Source organism: Streptococcus suis YS161 (assembly GCF_002760245.1).
GTDB lineage: Bacteria > Bacillota > Bacilli > Lactobacillales > Streptococcaceae > Streptococcus > Streptococcus suis_I.
Window position 1 is genome coordinate 109,765 of sequence record NZ_ASCA01000059.1, and the last position, 24,540, is coordinate 134,304.

A 24,540-nucleotide genomic window follows, 5' to 3' on the forward strand; every position below is an offset into this window, starting at 1 on the left:
TCCTATTCAATAATGGGAGAAATACCAAAGGCCACTGCCCCTTCTCCCAAGTGCGTACCAATGACCGAGCCAAATGATACGATTGGCAAATCACTTCCCACTCCTGCTTCTTCCAATTGCTGTTTAAAGTTATCAGCTTTTTCAGGAGCGTTGGCATGTATGATAGCAATCTGATACTTTCCTTCGGTCGTTTGTTCTTGGAGAATTTCGATTAACCGTTTAATAGCCTTCTTCTCTGTCCGAACTTTTTCATAAACTTCAATCTTACCTTCATCTGTAAAGTATAGAATCGGCTTGATACTCAAGAGATTGCCTAACAAGGCTGCACCATTGGACAAGCGACCACCTTTTACCAAATGATTGAGGTCATCAACCATGATGAAGGCTGTTGTCTTCCCAATTTCTTGGTCCAGCTTACCTAAAATTTCTTCAAAACTAAGTCCAGAGTCAGCCCATTTGAGAACATTTTCTACCATCATGCCTAAAGGAGCCGATGTGATTTTGGTATCTGGAAAGGCAACGGTTAATCCTTCAAATTCATCAGCTAAATATTGAATATTTTGATAAAAACCTGAAATACCTGATGACAAGAATAAGCCAAGTGCGTGTGTATAGCCTTTATCTTTCAAGCCTCTAAGAATTTCTTCCAATTCCATCAAACTTGGTTGACTTGTTTTAGGTAATTCTTTCGATGAAGCCATTTTTTGATAAAACTCTTCAACCGTCAAATTTTGCCCTTCAATATAATTTTCCCCATCGATGCTGACTGGAATACTTAGGACAAACAGGTCATCCCGCTCAATACTTCGGACATTCAAAACAGCCGATGAGTCAGTTATAACTGCTAATTTCATATTAAAACTCCAAATTCACTCCTGGTGCATCAAAGGCGATTTCAGTAACCTCATAAGTCATTCGTTTTAAAATGTCCAAAAGAGGCTCTACCAAAACACGTTTTTCCTCATCAGTAAATTCAGTTGGTTCTTCTACCAATCGATTTGGTAAGTGAACGGCCTGACTCATGGCACCTGAAATCACAAAATGATCTAGTACAATCATAAAGCGCAAAATGGTAATCATCGATGTTCGATTTTCTGCACGATTTTGCTCAATCAATTGAAAGTCAACTTTCAATTTTGTTTCCGGAATTCCGTTCTCTTTTTCCCACGCGTGATTGCGGGCATCAAAATGATACTGATTGACAAATTCTTTATCGCGAATGATTTCCATTTCTAACTTCTCCTATAATCAATATTATGCATATTATACCATAATGTATTGAAGATTTAAAAAATAAAAGGAAGAAACCGAAAATATTATCTTTCAATTTCTTCCCATTTTGTATATAGAGCAGACTTCCATCATTCTCCAAATATAGAGGAACTGAAACTATCTGTTAGCTTGACATAGGCTTTCAAAATAGCATCTTTCAAACCTTGGCGATTAAATCCTATTTGACCATTCTGAGCTGCTTGGTAATCTTTATCAACTGCCTCTGCCATCAGCCTACTCAGCGTTTCAATATTATCCATTGTTTCAGTCTGACCATTGAAGCTAATCGTGATGGCTTTCAGTCTATCCTTCTTATCCCAGCGCTCTTTGTACAAAGCTTTTTTGAAGCTTGTATAATCCGCATATTGATTAGCAAATATTTTTTCAAAAATAAACTGATCAGATAGTGGCTGACCTGCCGCCTCTGCTTCCGCTTTTAGCTTGTCTGTTGCATAAGGAATAAAGCCTTCTTCCCAACCTTTTGCAGCAAGAAGTTCCAAGGCCGTCTTACGGAATTGTAAACCACCAACAGTCCCACTATTATTTTGCAAGCCTGCATAAATCGGATAATAAAGCGGTACGAAATAATAGTTCTTCAAATTTTCGCGCAAATAATCTTGTTCTAGTAAGAATGATGATTTGGCAACAAGGGCATGATCAATCGCATCGTTGATAGTCGCAATATTCAGGTTATCCAGTTCATCATCCCTTAATTTTCTAATACGGTCATGAGCGTTCTGATAGATGAGGGACTGATTGGTATTCGCATCATTGACTGGGACCAACTCTATCTTGTTAAAGAAGTAAGGATAAGCCTCTTTCCCCTTAGCAGCAATGGCTTGGATTTCGACTGCATCCAAGAGGTAGGTAACATCAAAGATCCCTTTTAGATAGGTTTGCAAGTCCTCTTTTGTTTTGAAACGACTACTTGAAACATTGTGTGGAGTATTTGGACTATGTTCATTCATGAAGTTAAATCCATAGTAATAAATACCTCCACCAGCTGATGACTGCAACAAGCCCATAGCATAGGATTCTGCATCTTGACCAGGACGACGCTTATAACCATCCAACATGATCGTTTCATCATAGTTATGGACCAATTCATGGCTCATGGTCGAATCACCTAAATCCGATAGCATGTCCCGATTTGAGAATTTTACAAAGGTTACTGTATCTGAAAAGGCACTATCTCTTGATTGTCTATGCCATTCATTCAAGGGACCTGCCAACTCCTGAACATAGCGGTATTCCTGGTCATACTTATCTGCCCAACGACGTTTATCAGTTTGGTCTTCAAATGCATTTGAATCCTTGATCCAGTAACCATCCCAAATTTCAGTTGAGCGTTGGATAAACTTGTCTCTCAGATGAGAATCTGCCATCTGATACCACATATCCAAAAAGTCACCTAATCGTTTCCCGTGTTTCGGTATCAGACTTGTCTGTACTGTCTTAACTGCTTGGTAATATTGTTCTGGATTGGTCTTTTTCAAAGCCGTATCCACATATCTTCCATAACCACCAAAGGCTACTGTTGCCATTGAGCTCATTACGAAAATATCATCCTTCTCCTTGATATTCAGCAATGGCAAGTAGTATTTTTCATAGCGTGGAATACGTCCCAGATGACTATATAGACTGGTGTCAATGCTAGAGTTTGCATTGGATGGAATTTCATAAACAAAGGCATTGGTCGCTTCTTTAAACCACTTCCTTGAATCAGTTTCCCCCAAGAACAATTTCTTATTGTATTCCAAGAAATCACGAACTGTTCCAAGTTGACTAGAGAGTGCCCCAAAACGTTCTTTATGAATTTCTGCATTATTGGCAAGCGTTAACCTGTCAAAATACATATCTTCGTAGCCTTGTTGTGAAACATAATACTGATCTGTATCCTTGATTATCTGATTTGTAAATGACTTCAACCAGTCTAGAGTATCTAATTGACGATTATAAAAATCTGCATGATGGAGCACAATATTCTTGATATTGGTATCTCCATATTTAATGCCATATAGCCTATTGAGGTAGGCAAGGGCGAACATAATTTTTTCTTTATCTGCCAAGAATTCTTTTTTAATGACATCCCTGACAGCCTTGCTTGTGGTATCAACTACCAGTCTATTGGCCAGCAAACCTTTGATATGTTCTTCAAGATTGGCTTTGACTTCTGCAAAGGATTCATCTAAATACAAGTCTTTTAGTTTGGCGTGCTTGTCTGCAGTTTGGATATGTAAGATGTCAGCCATCTCTTGGCTGTAAAGATTAACCTGAGAAAATGCTGTCACTAGTTCATCGATGAGACTGGTTTCCAGAGATAGTAATTGTTCTGGTGTATAGAGAAGTTGTTCACCTAAGCGGTATTCAACAACCTTGGTATTGCCGTACTCTCCCTTAAATACCAAAGGCAGAACTTCTGAAGTTCCATCTTCATAATGGATCAGTAATTTGGTCAAGGAAGCGTGTTGGTCATAGATATTTGTTGCTACTCCATCCTCATTCAAGGTCAGAACTGACTGGATAGGCTTGCTATAGAGATTACTTGCTTCATCAATCAAGTTACCATATTTAACAATCGTATTCCGGTCATAGAAAGGCAACAACTTAGCAGTGTTTTCATAGGCAGTTCTTCGTTCAGCCTGAGCATTTTGAACCTGGTTATAATCAATGGTCTGCACTGAATTCGACTGACTGTCGCTATTTTCCTGTCCTGTCGTGGTTGGTGTTGTTGGAATTCCCCATGCCTTGATTTTCTCTAGCACGGCTTCTTGAGAAAGGCTTGTAGACTGAATGGTAGGATTTGGTTGGCCTGCTGCATGACCTTCAACACTATACAGATTGCTTATGCTTGACCATGCTGTGGCAGATTGAGTTTGACCCGAAGCGATGATACCTCCATTTGTAACAGATGCACCTGTTGCAATATTATTCAAGACAGACATCCTAGCTAAACCAACCACACCACCTGTATCAGCTGGGGCACTAGCTTCTATTTTTCCTGTAACATAGACATTTGTCATGATCGGTTGCTGGGTTGACACAATCATCTCTGCTGTAACACCACCAATTTTTTGTCCGCGACCACTTGCAGTTTTAGCATCAATCGCAACAGTAGCTCGCACCTTATCAATGGTTGAACTATTTAAAATCCCTGTAACACCACCAATATGATATGTTTCATGACTTGCTGTATTGCTTAGGTTCACATTAACAATTGAATTACTAATGGTCGTACCGTTTGTAGCGTTATAGACAATACCAGCAATATTTTGTTTGGCAGTAATATTCCCTGAAACAGAAACTTTATCGATGGTAGACTTGTCTGATTTCTTAGCTAGAGCTGCTACTTCCGTTTGGTCGTTTGAAATAGCCACGTCTTTTAAGGAGATATTTTCTACCCTTGCATTCTTGAGCGTGCTGAACAGCGGTCTATCCAACTGCAAAATAGAATAAGTCTTTTGCTCACCTAGGCTCTTCAGACTTCCAGTAAATTCTTTGGTAATGTAGGTGTCGGTCGAAACCTCCTTATCAACAACCATATCAGCAGCTAGATAATAAGTTCCACTAGGATTGTTATTGATAGCATCTACTAATTCACTAAATTTACTGTAGGCCCCCTCTTGTAAGACAAGCTTGTCAACTGTAAAGGTATGGTGTTCATCGAAACTAGAATTGTTCTGATTAAATTTTACTAATTTTGGATGAATAATGCTCACCTTAATGCCATTGACATCATTCTCGAAGTTATCGACGGGGAGGTAAATATCTTTATTGTTTACAGTAGAAATCTTAACAAGGTAGTTTTCTGAAGAAATTGGAGCGCTAGTCAAGGCTGTGACCCTTGTTTTCTCACCAAATTCATCAACCTGATACAGCTCAATACTCTTGTATTCTCGTAATTCCAGTAATTTATTTTCTAGTTCAAATTTTTCTGTTCTGAGCTCTTCTTCCACATCATCACTACCTAAATTATAGGCAAATCGTGTTTTAACTTTATATTCAGTGTTCAGTAGTAAGTTAGCAAATTGAACCTTGTATAGCTCTTCTTTTGTTAGAATTTCTTTTTCTGTGACTAATTCATCCCCTTTGTATAGAGATACCAAAACCTTGACAAATGTGGAATCACTATCTGTCAGTGTATAGCTTAGTTCTACACTCTTATCATCTACATTTTCTTTAAGAATTGATAAAACTAACTTCGGTTTGGTTTTAATAGGTTCTTCTGGCTCTTCCGTTACTGGAGAACTTGGGACAACTGGATCTGTTGGTTCCTCAGGTAGAACTTCATCTTCTGTTGATGGTGGAACGGGAGCTTCTGGCTCTTCCGTAACTGGGGAACTTGGGACAACAGGCGCTGTTGGTTCCTCGGGTTGAACTTCATCTTCTGTTGATGGTGGAACGGGAGCTTCTGGTTGTTCCGTTATTGGTTCACTTGGGGCAACAGGCGCTGTTGGTTCCTCGGGTTGAACTTCGACTTCTGTTGATGGTGGAACGGGGGCTTCTGGCTCGTCCGTTACTGGAGAACTTGGGACAACTGGCGCTGTTGGTTCCTCAGGTAGAACTTCATCTTCTGTTGATGGTGGAACGGGAGCTTCTGGCTGTTCCGTTACTGGGGCACTTGGGACAACTGGCTCTGTTGGTTCCTCGGGTTGAACTTCATCTTCTGTAGCTGGTGGAACGGGGGCTTCTGGCTGTTCAGTAACTGGGTTACTTGGGTCAACAGGCGCTGTTGGTTCCTCGGGTAGAACTTCATCTTCTGTTGATGGTGGAACGGGAGCTTCAGGCTCGTCCGTTACTGGAGAACTTGAGTCAACAGGCGCTGTTGGTTCCTCAGGTAGAACTTCATCCTCAACCGTTGGAGAAACAGGTGTTTCAGGTACTTTTGGCTCTTCCGTTATTGGTTCACTTGGGACAACAGGCGCTGTTGGTTCCTCGGGTTGAACTTCGACTTCTGTTGATGGTGGAACGGGGGCTTCTGGCTGTTCAGTAACCGGTTCACTTGGGGCAACAGGCGCTGTTGGTTCCTCAGGTTGAACTTCATCTTCTGTTGCTGGCGGAACGGGAGTGACGGGGGCTACTGGTTGTTCCGTAACTGGAGAACTTGGGACAACTGGATCTGTTGGTTCCTCGGGTAGAACTTCATCTTCTGTTGATGGTTGAACGGGAGTGACGGGAACCTTTGGTTCTTCCGTAACTGGAGAACTTGGGACAACAGGCGCTGTTGGTTCCTCAGGTAGAACTTCGACTTCTGTAGCTGGTGGAACGGGAGTGACGGGAACCTCTGGTTCTTCCGTAACTGGGGCACTTGGGCCAACTGGCGCTGTTGGTTCCTCGGGTTGAACTTCATCCTCTGTTGATGGTGGAACGGGAGTGACGGGAACCTCTGGTTCTTCCGTAACTGGAGAACTTGGGCCAACTGGCGCTGTTGGTTCCTCGGGTTGAACTTCATCCTCAACCGTTGGAGAAACTGGTGTTTCAGGTACTTTTGGCTCTTCCGTTACTGGGGCACTTGGGACAACAGGATCTGTTGGTTCCTCGGGCTGAACTTCATCTTCTGTTGATGGTGGAACGGGAGTTTCCGGTTCTTCTGGTTGTTCCGTAACTGGAGAACTTGGGGCAACAGGCGCTGTTGGTTCCTCAGGAATAATATCATCAACAATGGGAGCTTCTGAATGCTTAGATATTCCCTCAACCAATATATTTGGCAATATCAATTCGCTCGATGACCCTTGCTCATCAATAATTGCTTCGCTAACTGTGATTGCTTCAGAATTAACATGCCCTTCTAAAATATAACCTACAAATTCATGTTGATCTATAGAAATCACTGCTTGTGGCAAAGCTTCACCTATGGCAAGGCTAAATTGTTTATCAAAACCTGAGAGGCTACCTGTAGAAATTGCAGCCACTGAAAGACTACCTGTAGCAGTTAAAATAATCAGACTTCTAACAATTCGTTTTTTCCTATCTTTTGTAAGAGATAGACCGATAATCAATAGCCCTAAACCAACCAGACTACTTGTAAAAATCGGTATATCTCCTGTTTGAGGCAAATTTGTCTTTGGCCGATAGACCATATAGTAAGTATGGGTATCCCCAACCTGCCTTGCTGGAATGGTCGCTTGAATTCGTGCCTTCTCATCTGATGTCAGTTCCGAATAAAGGACATATTTATAGGAAATCTGTTCTCTTGCTACATTTGTATGGGCAAGAGCTGTCAATTCTGCTTTAATAGCCAAATTTGGTACAAAAAATAAGGCGGCAGTCATACCAATAATAACTGATGCAACGCCTCTATTAAATTTGCGAATAGAAAACTTATTTTGCTTTTCCTTCCAAAACATATGAAGCTCCTTCGTTTGTTTCTTCTTACTTAAAAGTATAGCATATTTTTTCTAATAATATACTGTTTTAAAACAAACAAAATATGGCTCAATATACTATATTTGGTATTATTTACATAATTATTTATATCTTGATCTAAATATAGCATTTTCCAGATGAAAAAACCTCGTCAAATGACAAGGTTTACAATCTTATTTAGCTTTACGAAGTACACCGTAAAGAACACCTGATACTACTGCACCAATTGCTACATAAGCAAGGTAAAGAAGTGGGTTAGAAGTCAAAGCGATAACGAAGATACCACCGTGAGGCGCCATCAATTGGATGCCTGACAAACCAACCAAGGCACCTGCAAGGGCAGAACCAGCGATAAAGCTTGGGATAGCACGAGCTGGGTCAGCAGCACCGAATGGAATTGCACCTTCAGTAATGAATGAAAGGCCCATAACGATGTTTGTCAAACCTGAGTTACGCTCTTCTTGCGTGAACTTGTTCTTGAACAAGAGTGTCGCTACAAAGATTGCCAACGGAGGAACCATACCACCGGCCATAACTGCTGCCATAGCAACTGAACCGCCATTTGAAACTGTTGCTGCAAGTGTACCAGTACCAAAGACATAAGCTGCCTTGTTAACTGGACCACCCATATCAACTGCCATCATACCACCGAGGACAAGGCCGAGGAGAATAGCAGAGCTACCTTCAAGACCTGCAAGGAAAGTGTTCATACCTGTGTTGATAGCTGCCATTGGAATATTGACAAAGAACATCAAGAAACCAGTGATTGCTGTACCTAAAAGTGGCAAAAGCAAGATGGCATTCAAACCTTGGAGTGATTTTGGTAGGTTACGCAAAGCGTTTCGAAGAACAAGGACCACACCACCCGCAAGGAAACCACCGACGAGGGCACCCAAGAAACCAGATGATACACCAGCAAGGGCAAGCGTTTCTTCACCACCAGCTGCGTAAGGAATTTTTCCGAACGCAAGACCGCTGTTGGCGATGGCGCCAGCTACGAAACCTGCAACCAAACCTGGTTTTTCAGCGATAGAGTAAGCAATATACCCTGCAAGAAGTGGCAGCATGAAGCCAAAGGCTGCCTGACCAACCTTCATGAACATAGAAGCTATTTCATTATAAGATCCTAAGTTACTAAGGCTGTCATTCGGCACACCAATAAAGTTATCCACTAAGAAGGCAAGGGCGATCAAGATACCACCACCGATAACGAATGGCAACATTTGAGAAACACCACTCATCAAGTGTTTGTAGAAGGCTTTACCAAGACTGAGTTTTTCTGAAGATTCCACAGTAGCTGCTCCTTCTGACGCTGTGTAGACTGACGCTTTACCATCCAAGATAAGGTTAATCAATTCTTCAGGTTGTTTGATACCTGCTGCAACTGGACGAGATACCAACGGCTTACCATTGAAACGTGGCATTTCAACAGCCTTATCTGCTGCGATGATAACACCAGCTGCATTCTTGATATCTTCAGCGGTTAGTTTGTTTCCAACACCTGAAGCACCGTTTGTTTCAACCTTGATGTCAACACCCATTTCAGCCGCCTGCTTCTTAAGTGCTTCTTCCGCCATGTATGTGTGAGCAATACCTGTTGTACATGCTGTAACAGCAACGATAAATGGACGGTCACCGCTTGGTGCTGCAACCACTTCTTCAGACGCCTTATCTGCTTCTTCAGCTGTGTCAAAGACCGCAATGACTTCTTCTGGGTTCGTTACGGCACGAAGTCTATCTGCAAAACCTGGCTTCATCAAGTATTTAGACAATTCAGCAAGGGCAGCCAAGTGCGTGTCGTTAGCACCTTCTGGAGCGGCAATCATAAAGAACAAGTCAGTTGGTTGACCGTCAAGACTTGCGTAATCAACACCCTTGTTTGATTTTGCAAAGAGAACAGTCGCTTCTTTGACAGCTGCATTTTTAGCGTGTGGCATTGCGATACCGTCACCAAGACCTGTTGTCGTTTGCGCTTCACGGTTCATGATACCTGTTTTGAATACTTCAAAATCTGTTACATATCCTTTTTCTACCAAGCTAGTAATCATTTCATCGATAACTGCTTCCTTGCTTGTCGCTTGCAAATCAAGCAACATGACATCTTTTCTCAAAACGTCTTGAATTTTCATATTGTTTCTACCTCAACTTTTTCATAAGTTTCCTTAATAAATTCGATACTTGCCAAATCATCTGAAAAGGCTGTTGCCGTACCGCAAGCAACTCCCCATTTGAGGGCTTCGATTGGGTCTTGTGAGCGAACGTATTCACCTGTAAAACCTGCCACCATGGAATCTCCAGCTCCGACAGAGTTTTTCACTGTACCCTTGATTGGTTTAGCAAAGTAAGTAGCTGCTGGAGTGACCAACAAAGCACCATCACCAGCCATAGAAATGATAACATTCTGAGCTCCCATGTCTAAGATTTTCTTAGCATAGGTCTCGATGTCTGCAATGCCATTCAATTCGACATTGAAGATTGCTTCAAGTTCATGGTTGTTAGGCTTGACCAAGAGTGGCTGGTGTGCTAGTGAGTCTAGAAGTGTTTGACCTTCAAAGTCACAGACCACTTGCGCTCCTGCTTTTTTAGCCACAGGAATCAGTCTATTATAGACTTCATTTCCAAGGCTGGCTGGTGCAGACCCTGCAAAGACAACCGTATCTTGTGGCGTCAGCCCCGCTAAAATCATTTCCAGCTCTGCCAACTGGCTGGCTGTTACTACAGGTCCAAGTCCGTTGATTTCGGTTTCTTGGTCTGCTTTAATTTTTACGTTGATACGCGTATCTTGGTCAACAGCAACGAAATCTGTAGCGATTTCTTCTGCTACAAGTCCATCCTTGATGAACTGACCTGTAAATCCTCCAAGAAATCCGGTCGCTGTATTCTGATAGCCCAAACGTTTGAGAATACGACTCACGTTGATTCCTTTACCACCAGCATATTTATCATCACTCTCCATCCGATTGATGCTACCTGTTTCAACATGGTCCAGTCGAATGATATAGTCAATAGCAGGATTGAGTGTCACTGTATAAATCATACTTCGATTACCCTCGTTTTTCCTTTTAGTATTTTTAGTAAACTACTATCCTTTGCGGTAGTAATCAACGTTGCTTGCTCAATATTTGCCACCTTGACAAATGAAAATTGACCGAATTTTGAAGCGTCTACGAGAACAAATGGCTTCTTGGCATTTTCCAAAACCGTTCGCTTCAAGGTCGCTTCCTCTATATCTGGAGTTGTCAAATATTCCTTATCCACCCCATTCATTCCGATGAAAGCTTTATCAAAATTGAGCTGTCGCACTTGATCAACGGCCACTGCTCCGATAGACGCATCAGTCGATTCCTTGACAAAGCCACCAATGATAATGGTTTTAATTTTTCGTTCAACCAACTTCACCGCATGGTGAATGGAATTGGTCACGACTGTCAACTGTCGATTTTGTAAGTGCTCTATCATTAATTCAGTTGTCGTTCCAGCATCTAGAAAAATTACTTCTCCATCTTCAATCAAAGCGGCTGCTGTTTGGGCAAGTTGTCGTTTTTCATGAATGTTTTTGACGGATTTTTGTTGAATAGATTCTTCTTGTTGCAGATGCGTTAACGCTTCTGCTCCTCCATGCACGCGCCGAAGTTTTCCAGATGACTCTAAATCATCCAAATCCCTACGAACAGTGGATTCGGATGTTTCTAGAATATCAATCAATTCTTCCAGTCGGACAAATTGTTGTGCTTGAATGCGTTCTAATATGACTTGTTTGCGTTCTGATTTGAGAATATCCAACACCTCCTGCAATCGTTTACAAAAACCATTATACACGTTTTTCTGCCATTGTCAATCATTTTCTATCATTTTCTTTCAAAAAAAACAAAAATACTAGCAGAATCTACACTTCCACTAGTTTCTCAATCATTTTTTTCATCATGTCCATTTCTTCTGGACGACCAATAGATAGACGAATATGCCCCTCTAATTTACCTGTTGGATAATATTTGAAATTCCAATCCTGTGCCAAGGCTTGCTGATAAAATTCTTCTGCCCACGGTGCTTTAAACGTTACAAAACTAGCCTGACTAGGTAGAACTTGACAGTTATCTAACCCTTGCAAGAATAAAATCATTTCTTCTCGCAAATTCTGAATTACTCCCACTGTTTCTAAAACTTTGTCTGTATAATTCAATGCAATGGCTGCCATTTTTGCAGTCAAGTTTGATAGGCTAAAAGGTGGGATAACCTTGTCTAGCTCATAAATAAGCTCTTCACTTCCAACCGCAAAACCAACCCGCAAACCTGCAAGCCCAAAAGCCTTGGAAAGTGTACGCAAGACTAAGACATTCTCATATTCTTCAAGTCGACTGATGAAACTTTCAACTTCTGCAAATTCAATATAGGCCTCGTCAATAACCAGCAATCCCTTGAAAGAGCTCGCTAGCCTTTTCAAATCTTTCATAGAATAGGCAACCGATGAAGGATTGTTAGGATTGGAAAGCATGATTATCTTTGCCTTCACCTCCTCCGCACGCACCAACAATTTCTCTACTGGCAGGACGAGTGTATCGTTTTTTGCTTCCAAATCAATGGCTTCAAAACGGCTACCATGCATGTGATTATAGGTTTCATACATGAAGAAGTCTGGATTGACAGTCAAAAAAGTATCATCCTTTTCCATAAAGGTGGAAACAATCATGTGAATAAGGTGATCAGAGCCCACACCTACTGTTACTTGTTTGGGATTCACTCCAAGATAGGCCGCATATTTCTCAATCAACTCTGAGTAAGTATTGTCACCGTAAAAGCTCAATTGACCAACTTCTAAGCTCTCTAAGGTCTTTTGCGGTAAAAAGGACCAGTCAATAATACGATTTTCATTATTGCCCAAGTCGTATTTGGCAATTTTTCCTAACTTATAGGGTTGGTAATGTTCAAATACCTTGCGTTTCATCATTTCTCCTTCTAGCAAGAAAAACACAGTCTAATCAACTGTGTCTTCTGCTTTGATTTTTTCAAAAATAGTTAACTCTTCAGCTGTAAAGTTGTAGTTTTCTAACAAGTCTGGACGACGTTGATAGGTTTTGCGTAGACTCTCTTCCAAACGCCATTTACGAATATTTTCATGGTGCCCACTCATGAGAACATCTGGCACTACCATTCCACGATACTCGTATGGTCGGGTGTATTGAGGATATTCCAATAGCCCTGATGAAAAACTATCATCCGTATGACTGACTTCTTTGCCAATAACCTCTGGAATCAGGCGAACGGTAGCATCAATCATGGTCATAGCTGCCAACTCTCCACCTGTCAGAACATAGTCTCCGAGAGAAATCTCATCTGTTACCAAGGTCTTAATCCGCTCATCATATCCTTCATAGTGACCGCAAATGAAAATCAGCTGCTCCTCCTGTGCTAATTCTTCGGCATAGGCCTGATTGAAAGTACGCCCAGCGGGATCCAGCAAGATAACACGTGGCTTGGTTTGTTCAATGCTATCCATAGTATCAAAAATTGGCTGGGCACGGAGCAACATGCCTTGTCCTCCACCATAGGGTTCATCGTCCACATGGCGAGCCTTTTCAGCATTCTCTCGGAAATTGTGGTAGTTGATTTCCAACAAGCCCTTGTCACGCGCCTTACCCACAATAGAGTGTTCTAGAGGTGCAAACATCTCAGGGAAGAGGGTCAAAATATCAATTCTCATCGTCTAGGCCCTCGAGCAATTCCACATCGACACGGTTATTTGGAATATCAATGTTCAAGACAACAGGTGGAATATATGGCAAGAGCAGGTCTTTCTTACCTTTTCGTTTCACCACCCAGACATCATTGGCACCTGGCTGCAAGATTTCCTTGATTTGTCCGATCAGAGTATCATTCTCATAGACATCCAAGCCGATAATTTCATGGTAATAAAACTCACCATCTTCAAGGTCAGTCAAGTTTTCCTCGGCAATTTTCAAACTAAAGCCCTTGTACTTTTCAATATCGTTGATATGGTACATGCCCTTAAACTTGATAATATCAAAGTTCTTAGCCTTACGGTGACTAGCAATTTCCACTTCCATGACAAACTGATCCTTGTCATCAAAAAGTGCAAGCTTTGCCCCTTTTTTAAAACGTTCTTCTGCAAAATCGGTCACAGACAAAACACGCATTTCCCCTTGTAGGCCTTGCGTGTTAACAATCTTTCCTACGTTAAAATAATTCATAATTTCTCCATTTGATTTTCTATCCTTTTATTTTAACATGAGCAAGATATTTTCACAAGAGAGAAAAAGCCGGATGCCTCCGACTTCTTCTAATCTATTAACTCAGACAAGGACTTTTTGGTCCTAACTGTCAACTCATAAGGAAATTCCAAATAGGTCTTACCATTCTTTTCATATAGATAGGCTATTTTGTTATTGGGTTGAAAGGTTAGTCGATAATATTCCTCTACCCCGACTGGCTGATCATTGGTGCTAGCATCTTTGAAAAGATAGGGATGAATTTGGGAAAGCTCCGACAAAAAATCGCTCATTTCACTACCTTTTAGAGTTCTTAGCTCTCCACCATCCTGATTACTAATTACAATCTGGTCGGCTTGAGGTAAACGAATTTCAGTTTTCTTCAAAAATTGATACCCAAGCAGCAAGGAAATACAAGATAAAACAACAAAAATCAACCATTTCTTTTTCATAATAAAACCCACCCTTTTTTAGTAAATTATATCAAGCTCAGAAAATCTGTCAAGCAAAAACATCGAAATCTATTGACTGCTAGCAATTTTCTGCAACCGTAATCTTAGGGCAATCCCGCAGACAAAAATCCCTGAAATAAGACCAATCCAATAGGCTTCTGGTCCCATTTGGAAAAATCTTTCAAGTAATAAGGCAACTGGGAATGTCATGGACCAATAGGCAACCAAACCAAGTACAAAGGGAACAGTCGTATCCTTGTAACCACGTAATATCCCCTGAATAGGTGCGGTAAAGGCATCTGCTAACTGGAACATGAGGGCAAAGCTAAGGAAATGCGAGGTCAGACGGATAAATTCTACATCATTACCATAAAGGTAGGCAACTTTGGAGCGGAAAAAATATAGGAAAGTGAGTGTTAAGCCTGCAAAACCAAGTGCAACCAAGCGTCCTAAACGGCTGTAGGCTTTCACATCCTGAGGTCGTTCAGCCCCTACTTCATAGGCAATGACAATGGCTAGGGCTGAAGAAACTGAGGCAGGAAAGGCATATAATAATGTCGCAAAGTTCATAGCTGACTGGTGGGCTGCTATAATCTGGGCTGAAAATTTTGCCATGTAGAGCCCTACTACTGCAAAAATTGCAACTTCTGCAAAGACTTGTAAACCGATGGGAAGCCCGATTTTCAGTCCTTCTTTCAGTAAAGTCCCATCAATCGGACTCCACCGCCAAATCTGATAAGTTGCAATGGTCTTATTTTTGCACATGACAATGACGATTACTAGCAGTACCGCCCAGTAAGCTAAAGCAGTACCCAATCCAGCTCCAGCTCCGCCTAGGGCCGGGAGGCCCATTTTCCCATAAATTAAGAGATAGTTAAATAGACTGTTAAATGGGACAAGGAGCAACATGAGGTACATGGAGAGTCGGGTTAAGCCGAGGGCGTCGAAAAAAGAGCGACAAACACTAAAGAGTAAGAGAGGCAGGATGCCAATGGAAATAAAATAGAGGTACTGCCTGCCGACCTGAAAGACCTCTTTGTCAAGGTCAAACTGTGCCAAGGCGGGAATGGCAAGCAGGTAGACCAAGAGCCAGAGAAGGACTGTCAGCCCAAGGGCTAGATAGACAAACTGATGAAACTCCTCACGAATCTTATCTCTTTCACCTTTTCCTAAATGTTGAGCGATGATTGGGACCAATGCAGATACAATCCCTGTTAGAAATGAAAAAAGCGGATTCCAAAGACTGGTTGCCATGGAAACACCTGCCAAATCCATGGTGCTGTACTGGCCTGTCATCATGGTATCAATAAAGGAGGCCGAATAATTAGCAAATTGATAAATTAAAATGGGCAAAAATATTTTGATAAAAAGCCAGAGCTTTTCTTTGTTATTTCTTGTTTGGTACATACTTATTCTCTTTCAATTTTATATAAATATTGTAACAAGAAAAGGACCTGCATTGCAAGTCCTCTTTGACTAGATTGAGTCACCATTCCAGATAGAGTTTTTCACAATAACATAGTCCACATGCTTCAAGCTGGTAATGTCACGTCCACCTGCATAAGAAATAGATGACTGCAAATCTTGCTCCATTTCAATCAGAGTATCTTTCAAATGTCCCTTGGCTGGCAAGAGAATTTTCTTTCCTTCGACGTTTTTGTAAGCACCTTTTTGGTATTCAGAGGCGGACCCGTAGTATTCCTTAAACTGTTTACCATCCACTTCTACCGTCTTACCTGGGCTTTCGATATGACCGGCAAAGAGGGAGCCTATCATGACCATACTTGCACCAAAGCGGATGGATTTGGCAATATCTCCGTGGGTACGAATTCCACCATCCGCAATAATTGGCTTACGAGCAGCTTTTGAACACCAACGAAGGGCAGCCAGCTGCCAACCGCCAGTACCAAAACCAGTCTTGACCTTGGTAATACATACCTTACCAGGACCAATACCAACTTTTGTCGCATCCGCACCAGCATTTTCCAGTTCACGAACAGCTTCAGGAGTACCGACATTTCCAGCAATAACAAATGTCTCAGGCAATTCTTTCTTGATGTGCTTGATCATCTTAATCACACTGTCAGCATGCCCATGTGCAATGTCAATGGTAATAAACTCAGGTGCGTCAGCTTTTAAACTAGAAACGAAGTCGTACTCATAGTCTTTTACACCAACCGAAATGGAAGCAATCAAGCCTTGGTCGTGCATGCGTTTCACGAAAGGAATACGCCCTTCTTCATCAAAGCGGTGCATGATGTAAAAATAACCATCTTTCGCCAACATCTCTGCCACATCTTCATCCAAAATCGTCTGCATATTGGCAGGAACAACTGGCAGTTTAAAGCTGTACTTTCCAAGAGTGACAGATGTATCTGCCTCCGAACGGCTATTGATGATACATTTATTTGGAATGAGCTGAATATCTTCGTAGTCAAAAACTGGAGTTTCGTTGAACATGCTTCTACCTCTTTTTCTTAACATTGGAACAGAAAAACGGTTTGTTTTTCGTATTTTTTCCTTATTACAAGATATAGTATAGCTTGTCGTTTGTGTTTTGTCAATAAAAAAGAAACCTATCTAGACAATATTCGGATATGTCACTTTTTCGACTTGTTTATAAAACATAACATTCGTATAATTCTTTTCTGAGTTACTATTCTTATAAAATTTAAAAAAATGTTCAGAATTTACTCAAACAATTTTACATAAAAACTAAAAAAATCTTCAAAAACAGAAGATTTTTTAGTCAAATTCATATAATTGTGGGAATTTTTCACATTCAGGGTTCTTAGGATGGCAAACCTCACGACCAAAATAAATCATAGCTTGATGAGCAGGGAGCCAGAGTTCAGGAGGTAAGACTTCCATGACTCGTTTCTCTGTTTCCAGGGGTGTAGCCGATTTTTTGACAATATCGTGGTGTTTACAAATCCGTCCCACGTGGGTATCAACTGCAAAGGCTGGGATTCCGAAACCGACACTTAAGACAACATTGGCCGTTTTTCTTCCCACTCCTGCCAGAGCTTCTAATTCCTCACGAGTCTGCGGAACAATGCCATTATGCCGTTCCATCAACTGCTGGGCACAGTCTTTTAAAAACTTTGCCTTGTTTCGGTACAAACCCAAACGAGAAATATAAGGCTCAATATCCTTTACTTCTGCTGCTGCCATGGCTTGGGGCGTAGGGAAAGCTGCGAACAAACCAGGTGTTGCCTTATTCACCGCAGCGTCTGTAGTTTGAGCAGATAAGAGCACTGCACATACCAACTCAAAGTGATTTCGAAAGTCCAAACTAGGCTTAGCATCAGGATATAGAGCGATGATTTCTTCAATAACTTTTCTTGCACGTTTTTTTGATAATACCATGAATTCATTATAGCATGAAAACTTGGATTTATCTAAAATCTGGATTGTCATAAACCTCATTCCTCGTGATATAATAAGAAGAAAAGGGGGAATAAGTATGGACTTACAAGAACTCTGTAGAAAGGTCATTCAAGTAAGGCTACGCAATAGCCATAAGGGAAGCTATGGTCGAGTCTTGCTGATTGGTGGACTGTATCCCTATGGTGGAGCGATTATCATGGCCGCACTAGCAAGCGTCAACAGTGGAGCAGGCTTGGTAACTGTTGCTACTGAAAAAGATAACATACCAGCCTTACATAGTCATCTGCCTGAAGCCATGGCATTTTCATTTGACGATCAAGCCTTGCTGATAAGCAGCTTAGAAAATGCTGACTTGGTATTGATTGGTCCAGGTTTGGGGGAAAATAGCAGAGCTGAACAGTTATTGGACTTTGTTTTTGAACATTTATCTGACCAGCAGATTTTAGTTCTTGACGGCTCAGCCCTTACCTTAGTCGCAAAGCAAAACAGAAAGAACTTCCCGTGTAAACAAGTCATCCTGACACCCCACCAGAAAGAATGGGAACGGTTATCAGCCATTCCGGTTGCTGACCAAACAAGCCAAAGAAATCTTGAAGCCTTGCAATCTTTTCAAGAAAATACAATCCTTGTAGCTAAAAGTTCTGCTACACAAATCCTAAAAACCCAGCCAAACCAAGTCACCCCAATAGGAGCTGGTGGTCCCTACCAAGCAACAGGAGGTATGGGAGATACTCTTGCAGGTATGATTGCAGGATTTGCTGTACAATTTCCCAATGTTCAACTATATGAAAGAATCCTTGTAGCAACCTACCTCCACTCCTATATTGCCGACCAACTGGCTCAAGATTATTATCTTGTAAAGCCAACTGATGTCTCAAGAAACATCCAAAAGACAATGCTTCAATTTCAAACACAAACAACCGCCTAATCAATGATTAAGCGGTCTTTTATATAACAAACTCGTGATTAAAGCCTGACAAATGGTAGAAAATGATACTCAATGCAAATCAAAAGTAGCCTAGGAAACGAAGCCGAAGATAGAACTCTGTTACTATCTTATTTCAAGGTAACAGGCTGAAAACCTCCACTGGAGCTTTTCACTCATCAAGGTAAGTTGACAACGGATAATTTTGATTTTCGAAGAGTATGACTATATTTTCTTAGACTTCTTCTTTGTGACGTCGTTTGCTTACCAACAGAGTCCATAGCCCAATAATGACACCAAGAACAAGATAGTATCTCGTATCATTGTCTCCAGTATTTGGTAGTTGAGTCACCTGTTTTTCTTGATCAGGGCTAGATAGACTAGCTTGCAAAGTGACTGGACGAGGTAAAGTTGGTTGAGGGTTTGGCTTCTGAACTATCGGTACATGCCCTGAATTCCCAGTATCTTTTACAGGAGGTGCCTGTACATCAACTTTTTCTGAGTCTATAGGTGGAGGCGTTACAGTGCCTTCATCTTTTTTGTCAGTGGCAGTATTTACTGGCTCTTTGGCATCATTTGTTGAAGTAGCAACACCATCCAGTTCTGCCTGAGCGCTTGTCAGAACGGCTAGAGCTTGATCGACACTTGCTTGGCTTGCAGATTCGTCAGCTAGAATCGCTTTCGCTGCTTCAACTGCCTGGTCATAAGCTTGTTTCACGTTTTCAGATGCATTGAGATACTTAGCATCTGTCGCTTTTAATACGGAAGAAACTGATACTGCGCTACGAAGGGCTGAAATATCAGTCTTTTGACCATCTAAGCCGGCTTTCGCTGCTAACAAGTCAGCCAATGCTTGGTTGACAACTGCCTGTGTTACATTCTCTTGGTTCAATACAAGTTGTGCTGAACGAACAGCTGTATCATAGGCAATTTGTTTGGTATTTTCAGCATTGTAATAAATAAAGTTTGCCTGAGTCGGTGTGTAATTTGATACTTCAGCAATCAGTTTTTCCTTATCGGTAGCCTGACCGTTTAGCTGCTCTCTCGCTGCCACGAGACTGGCAACTGCTGAATCTACTTGTGTCTGATTGTGTTTGTTGGCATATACTGCATTGGCATCTTCTAATGCTTTAGCATAGGCAGTTTGAAGTTCTAGACTAGCATTGTAATAACGCGCTGTTTCTTCAAGTCCCGCAAGTTCAGCAATCAGTTCTTTCAAAGCAACTTTATTAATCAAGGTTAATTTCTTAACATTTGACTGGTTTGCAAGTACTGCTACGTCTAATTCTTCCAAAAATTCATAGCCTTCTGGGAGGGTTGGAAGGATAGTGTAGGTACCAACTGGTACAAATTTACCATAATCGGTCTTAGAATATTTAGCATTTGGTAGCTGAATAGTCTGGCCATCAGCAGTTACCAGTTGGATGGTTGAACCAGAAGGTAGTAATGCATCAATATCTACCAGCAAGTTGGCCTTATCTTTCAAAGTCACATAGAAATTCACCTCGGCAGTGCTATTTTCTTCCGAAATCGTCACGACTGCTTTGGTTTCACCTGCTAGGCTTGACCATTCTGTATCATATGAGAATAAATCAAAGGTGTAAGTACCAAATGGTAGCTTAAGAACGCTAGTATCGCCGGCATATCGTGGTAATTCTGCAACAATCTTGCCTGTTTCATCGGTGACTGAGTAAGAGAAAAGTATTGGTACAGGACTATTTGTATCTTTATCAAGAATATTGACTGTTACCAACCCTTTTTCATTGCCAATACTGATCAGATTCTCTACTTTTTCATAGCTGATGTTACCAGCATAATCCTCTACTGTGTAGTAGAATTTTGAAATATCTGCAAGGTCAAGAGGCAATGTGAAGGAACCATCGTCGTTTTGTGCCACAAATACCTTGTTATCAGAAACGGTTACATCACCATTTTCTAATAAGGAAGGAATAGTTGTCACACCGCTTGCATCTGCTACAAGGTAGAATACTTGCTCGCGATATAGACCGGATTCTCCTTTTTCAATGGCTGGACGAGGGTTAAATGTAAAGTTTGTTTCATCATAGGTAGCTGTGGTGATAACTGGTGATTCTCTATCGATGATAACATCGAAAATCATAGTTTGTACTGCTGCACTTGGAACTTCAGATGAGTAGGTCAAAACGTATTGATACTTACCATCTGCTAAAGCATTTCCCTCGCTGTCTGTCCCATTCCATTCAGTAGGGTAAATAATGCTTGATTTTGGATTTTTAGGATCACCACTATAGAAGTTCTTATTGCCTGACTGTGGTTGACTTTCCCAAAGTGGATTTGTTCGTTCGGTATCATCTGCAGCATAGACGCTTGCAACTAAATCCGTATAATTTCTCAAGAAGACACCTTTGAAAGCGAGCGAATCTTGGTTGTCATCTCCATTTGGCGAGATAGCTAAATGAGGCTTACCAGACTCATCAAGCTCTAAAACAAAGTATCCTGCTTCATTTTTAAATGTACCTAGAGTCTTGATCGCAAAGTCAGATCGTTTGTCTGTAGAATAGATTAACTCCGTACTTCCTGTAACAAGACCTGTGTAGTGATGGCTGATGTCAACAGTATCTGGTTGTGCTGTAACAGGTTCAAAGTAGAAGCCCCCCTTACCATCGGCAATAAGATTGTAAATCGGCTCTTCTAGAACGGCTAGATTTTGGAATTCCCCACGGAAACCAACGTATGGAATGCTGACAATATCACCGCCATCGGCTACATCTGTAAATCGAACAAAACCTTCAAGATAGTAACCGTTTTTCATTAAACCTGTCAATTCTTCTGCAAAGCTTGATGCATCGACATTAATTGTAACAGTTGTACTTGAATTGGCTTGCACAGTCACCTTACCGCCAGGAATCTCTGCTAATAGACGCGGAGCCAAGGTGATCAATCCGTTTTGGACAGTATCCGTTGTTAATTGCGTTGAGTAGTTTAAAGTCTTATCTTCGTTTGTAATGTTATGAAGTGTGACCGTAAAGCTGAATGTATCCTCAACATTTCCCAAGGTAATGCTGCCATAACCGTCTTCGCCAGTCAAGTATAAACCTGTAGAAATAGCTGCCACAGTATCGATGATACCTGCACCTTGTTGGCGAGGGGAAGTGTAGGCTGTTGTTTCTTTGTTCACATGTGCTTTAGCAGTAGACATAAGCAAGTGTTTTACTAAGGCTTCGATTTCTTGAGGGGACTTAGTAGGGTAAGTTGCCTGTAAATACTGTTTTACTAGTACGGCTGCTCCTGCCACGTGTGGTGAAGCCATACTTGTTCCCTGCATGTTGGCATAGTCATTATCATTGATGGCTGCATAAATAGCACCACCTGGAGCAGCTAAGTCTGGTTTTAGCTCGCCATCCGCTGATAGACCCCAACTTGAAAAATCTGAAAGAAGACCTGCTTCTGGGTTAGGGCGAATATCTGTTTCGTTATTGAACGCAATCTTATATGAGTTAGCTGCCAAAGCTTCACCAAATTCCAATGGAATGAAAACAGATGGAATTGCAATAGCTGTATCATCAAGTTGCATGCTTACATTAGCTTCACCTGGACGGCTATTGAAAATGACCACCCCTACTGCACCTGCAGCTGTTGCATTGGCTATTTTTTCTGAGAAGGTAATCGTTCCACGTTTGATGAGTGCAAGTTTTCCAGTCAAATCTAGACCATCAAAATCCGAAGCTTGACCGATTCCCGCATAAACATATTCATATTCTTTCCCGATTTCAAATGGTACGGGACTCTTCTCTGGATTATCAAACGAACTCTTACCGTAATTCAAGTCAGCATTGTTTTCTAAGCCAATGATATTGATTACTTTACTGCCAACCGTTGTGTTATTGTAAGAAGCGACAGAAATTGCATCGCGAGCTGTTGAAGGTGCACCGACCAAACCATAATCTGGATAATCGGCTGACGGATTAGAATGACCTGAACCAAATGTTCCATCATTACCAGCTGCAATAACAACAGAAACCCCTGCACGACGAGCAGCCTCGATTGCTGCAGTCACATTTTCATCCATGTTAACAACAGAACCATTAGCTCCTCCCAGGCTGAGGTTGATGCTATCTGCACCTAATTTTACAGCATCTTCAATCGCCTTTACGTACAATGCTGCGCCTGTTGTAGCTTTGAGGTCTGAGAATACACGCATAAACATGACTTGCGCTTCAGGAGCTACACCATACATTAATTGTCCAGCGACTGGTTGTGTCGGATTTCCTGTGGCAATACTCGTTACGTGCATACCGTGTGAGCGTTTGTCTTCTTCTTTCAAGACAGTATTCACATCAACATAGTTATAACCAAATACAACCTTATCGTTAAACCATTCACCGTAGGTAATTCCTGCTGCCTCTTTAGCTGCTTCTATCTCTTTTTCTGATTTATATTTTGCAGTTGAGAGATCTGAAATATGCAATACATCGTGGTCAACGTCAAGACCTGAATCTATGATTGCTACTACTGTTCCTTCGCCCTTGTAACCATTATCCCAAACTTTAGGTACTGTAATGATTGTATTACTATCAATGTTTTGTGGTTTCGCTTCTTCCTGATTAGTAATGGCAGTAGTCTCATCTGCTACGGAAAGCTTCTCCTCTTCTACTTTTTTCTCTGAAATAGCTGGAGTTTCTACAGCTGGTTGAGTCGCTTCTACTTCTGTATTTGTGATGTTTTCAAGAGCTTCTGAGCCAAGTGTTTCCTCTACATTATCTGTAGTGGTTACATCAGTTGGGGTAGCCTCCACAGAAGTATCAACTAACTCCTCGACAACGGGACTTTCTGAGGCTGATTCGTTGACGATTGCGTCAGGAACAGTTGTTTCCACCTTAGTCTCTACAAGGCTTGTCAATTCATCTGCAGCTGCCGATGGTGCACCTGCAAACAAAAAAACTGCACCCAAAAGAACAGACACAGTTCCAATTTTATACTTCCGAAGTGAGAAAGTTTCTTTCTTTTTCATAACTTTTCCTCCCAGTTTTTCTCCTTCATTATTGGCAAAACCAATAAATAAATTAAAACACAAAATCATCAGTATTGCAAGTATATTCTGAAAATTCAGTTATTTATTCAAACTATAACTAGGTGTCAATAATATCTATAACCATAGATACAGATAATATAGTCAAGTGAATTAGAAACAGGACATGTCTAAGTTTGTCAATTTGAGAACTCTAAAGTTATTTTAGGAGTGGGTTATTAACACTATAACTTAAAGTTGTCCTTTTCCTAATTCAAACCACTATACACACTAAAAAGGGAGTGAGCAAGATATTCATGGTAGCTCCGTCCTTACCCACAGAATAATGAGAATGAGCATAAAGCCCTCACTAAGATTATATACCTAGTGAGGGCCTTGCGGTTGGTACATTATTGATGTTAATTATGGTGACAAAACTGCTCCAGCCTACTGATAAGAACCACAATATGCGCTCAAGAATATGACTAAAATTCAGTAGATAGGCTCTCTAATTTATAAGAAGGAAGGAATTGTCATAGATAATCATGTGTAGATCAAGTCGATATTGTCGTTTGTATTCCCCTCAACTTGTCCAAAGCGTTACTTAGCTACATTTGATACGACGACTAAAGGTCTACGTGCTTACCACGATTTCTCAGTCAATTTCATGTGGAAGCTGTTAGTATGGAAAACACAGATGTCTATTGGCGACCTGTCTGGCATGCTCTATGTGATGACTTTGAGCTAATACTTGCTCAACCAGCCCACATGAAGACCATTACAGGTCAGAAAACTGACAAGAAAGACGCTTACTGGATTGCCAAATGAATGCGGATTGGTCTGCTTCCTCGGAGTTTCATTCCCGATGAAATCATTCCTGAATTGAGGGAGTTGACCAGACAACAGAAACATTATAATATTGGG

At 41.2% G+C, this 24,540-nt stretch carries 15 protein-coding genes and 1 pseudogene; 2 read left to right on the plus strand and 14 right to left on the minus strand.

The annotated features are described in order from the left end of the window. Positions 1-2: 2 nt before the first annotated feature. From SST111_RS08385 to nth, 13 genes are all read right to left on the minus strand, one after another. A complete protein-coding gene (locus SST111_RS08385; RefSeq protein ID WP_099810642.1) occupies positions 3-854 on the minus strand; it encodes a DegV family protein in 852 nt (283 codons plus the stop codon). Position 855: 1 nt separating this feature from the next. Then, positions 856-1,230: a DUF1149 family protein gene (locus SST111_RS08390; protein ID WP_002934959.1), complete on the minus strand. Its 375-nt coding sequence runs from the start codon at positions 1,228-1,230 to the stop codon at positions 856-858. 131 nt (positions 1,231-1,361) lie between these two features. Next, on the minus strand, positions 1,362-7,619 hold the full coding sequence (locus SST111_RS08395; RefSeq protein ID WP_099810644.1) for a ZmpA/ZmpB/ZmpC family metallo-endopeptidase: 6,258 nt from the start codon (positions 7,617-7,619) through the stop codon (positions 1,362-1,364). 192 nt (positions 7,620-7,811) lie between these two features. Further along, a complete protein-coding gene (locus SST111_RS08400) occupies positions 7,812-9,767 on the minus strand; it encodes a PTS fructose transporter subunit IIABC (protein WP_099810646.1) in 1,956 nt (651 codons plus the stop codon). Further along, on the minus strand, positions 9,764-10,675 hold the full coding sequence (pfkB, locus tag SST111_RS08405) for a 1-phosphofructokinase (RefSeq protein WP_099810648.1): 912 nt from the start codon (positions 10,673-10,675) through the stop codon (positions 9,764-9,766). Before pfkB ends, SST111_RS08400 begins: the two co-directional genes overlap by 4 nt. Then, positions 10,672-11,421: a DeoR/GlpR family DNA-binding transcription regulator gene (locus tag SST111_RS08410; protein ID WP_099810650.1), complete on the minus strand. Its 750-nt coding sequence runs from the start codon at positions 11,419-11,421 to the stop codon at positions 10,672-10,674. Before SST111_RS08410 ends, pfkB begins: the two co-directional genes overlap by 4 nt. A gap of 103 nt (positions 11,422-11,524) precedes the next feature. Beyond that, entirely contained in the window at positions 11,525-12,580 is a 1,056-nt protein-coding gene (locus SST111_RS08415) for a pyridoxal phosphate-dependent aminotransferase (RefSeq protein WP_180274047.1), read from the minus strand. Positions 12,581-12,610: 30 nt separating this feature from the next. Further along, on the minus strand, positions 12,611-13,336 hold the full coding sequence (gene trmD / locus SST111_RS08420) for a tRNA (guanosine(37)-N1)-methyltransferase TrmD (RefSeq protein ID WP_002941457.1): 726 nt from the start codon (positions 13,334-13,336) through the stop codon (positions 12,611-12,613). Continuing rightward, complete coding sequence (gene rimM / locus SST111_RS08425) at positions 13,326-13,844, minus strand: ribosome maturation factor RimM (RefSeq protein WP_024407853.1); 519 nt, start codon at positions 13,842-13,844, stop codon at positions 13,326-13,328. Before rimM ends, trmD begins: the two co-directional genes overlap by 11 nt. 89 nt (positions 13,845-13,933) lie before the next feature. Further along, positions 13,934-14,314: a DUF5301 domain-containing protein gene (locus SST111_RS08430; RefSeq protein WP_024376963.1), complete on the minus strand. Its 381-nt coding sequence runs from the start codon at positions 14,312-14,314 to the stop codon at positions 13,934-13,936. A 69-nt stretch (positions 14,315-14,383) separates the two neighbouring features. Continuing rightward, positions 14,384-15,721, minus strand: a complete 1,338-nt coding sequence (locus tag SST111_RS08435) for an MATE family efflux transporter (RefSeq protein ID WP_099810654.1) — start codon at positions 15,719-15,721, stop codon at positions 14,384-14,386. Positions 15,722-15,790: 69 nt separating this feature from the next. Continuing rightward, positions 15,791-16,774: a GMP reductase gene (gene guaC / locus SST111_RS08440; protein WP_099810656.1), complete on the minus strand. Its 984-nt coding sequence runs from the start codon at positions 16,772-16,774 to the stop codon at positions 15,791-15,793. A gap of 285 nt (positions 16,775-17,059) precedes the next feature. Then, positions 17,060-17,683: an endonuclease III gene (gene nth / locus SST111_RS08445; RefSeq protein ID WP_012775083.1), complete on the minus strand. Its 624-nt coding sequence runs from the start codon at positions 17,681-17,683 to the stop codon at positions 17,060-17,062. A gap of 97 nt (positions 17,684-17,780) precedes the next feature. Between nth and SST111_RS08450 the strand changes: the two genes are divergently transcribed. Then, entirely contained in the window at positions 17,781-18,632 is an 852-nt protein-coding gene (locus SST111_RS08450) for an NAD(P)H-hydrate dehydratase (RefSeq protein WP_099810658.1), read from the plus strand. A 232-nt stretch (positions 18,633-18,864) separates the two neighbouring features. On the opposite strand, the gene SST111_RS08455 is transcribed toward SST111_RS08450, so the two are convergent. Further along, positions 18,865-23,619, minus strand: coding sequence for a S8 family serine peptidase (locus tag SST111_RS08455; RefSeq protein WP_099810660.1), 4,755 nt, complete (start codon positions 23,617-23,619; stop codon positions 18,865-18,867). Between the two features lie 580 nt (positions 23,620-24,199). Between SST111_RS08455 and SST111_RS08460 the strand changes: the two are divergent. Beyond that, positions 24,200-24,531, plus strand: a pseudogene (locus SST111_RS08460) (IS110 family transposase); the annotation flags it as partial. Between the last annotated feature and the right edge of the window lie 9 nt (positions 24,532-24,540).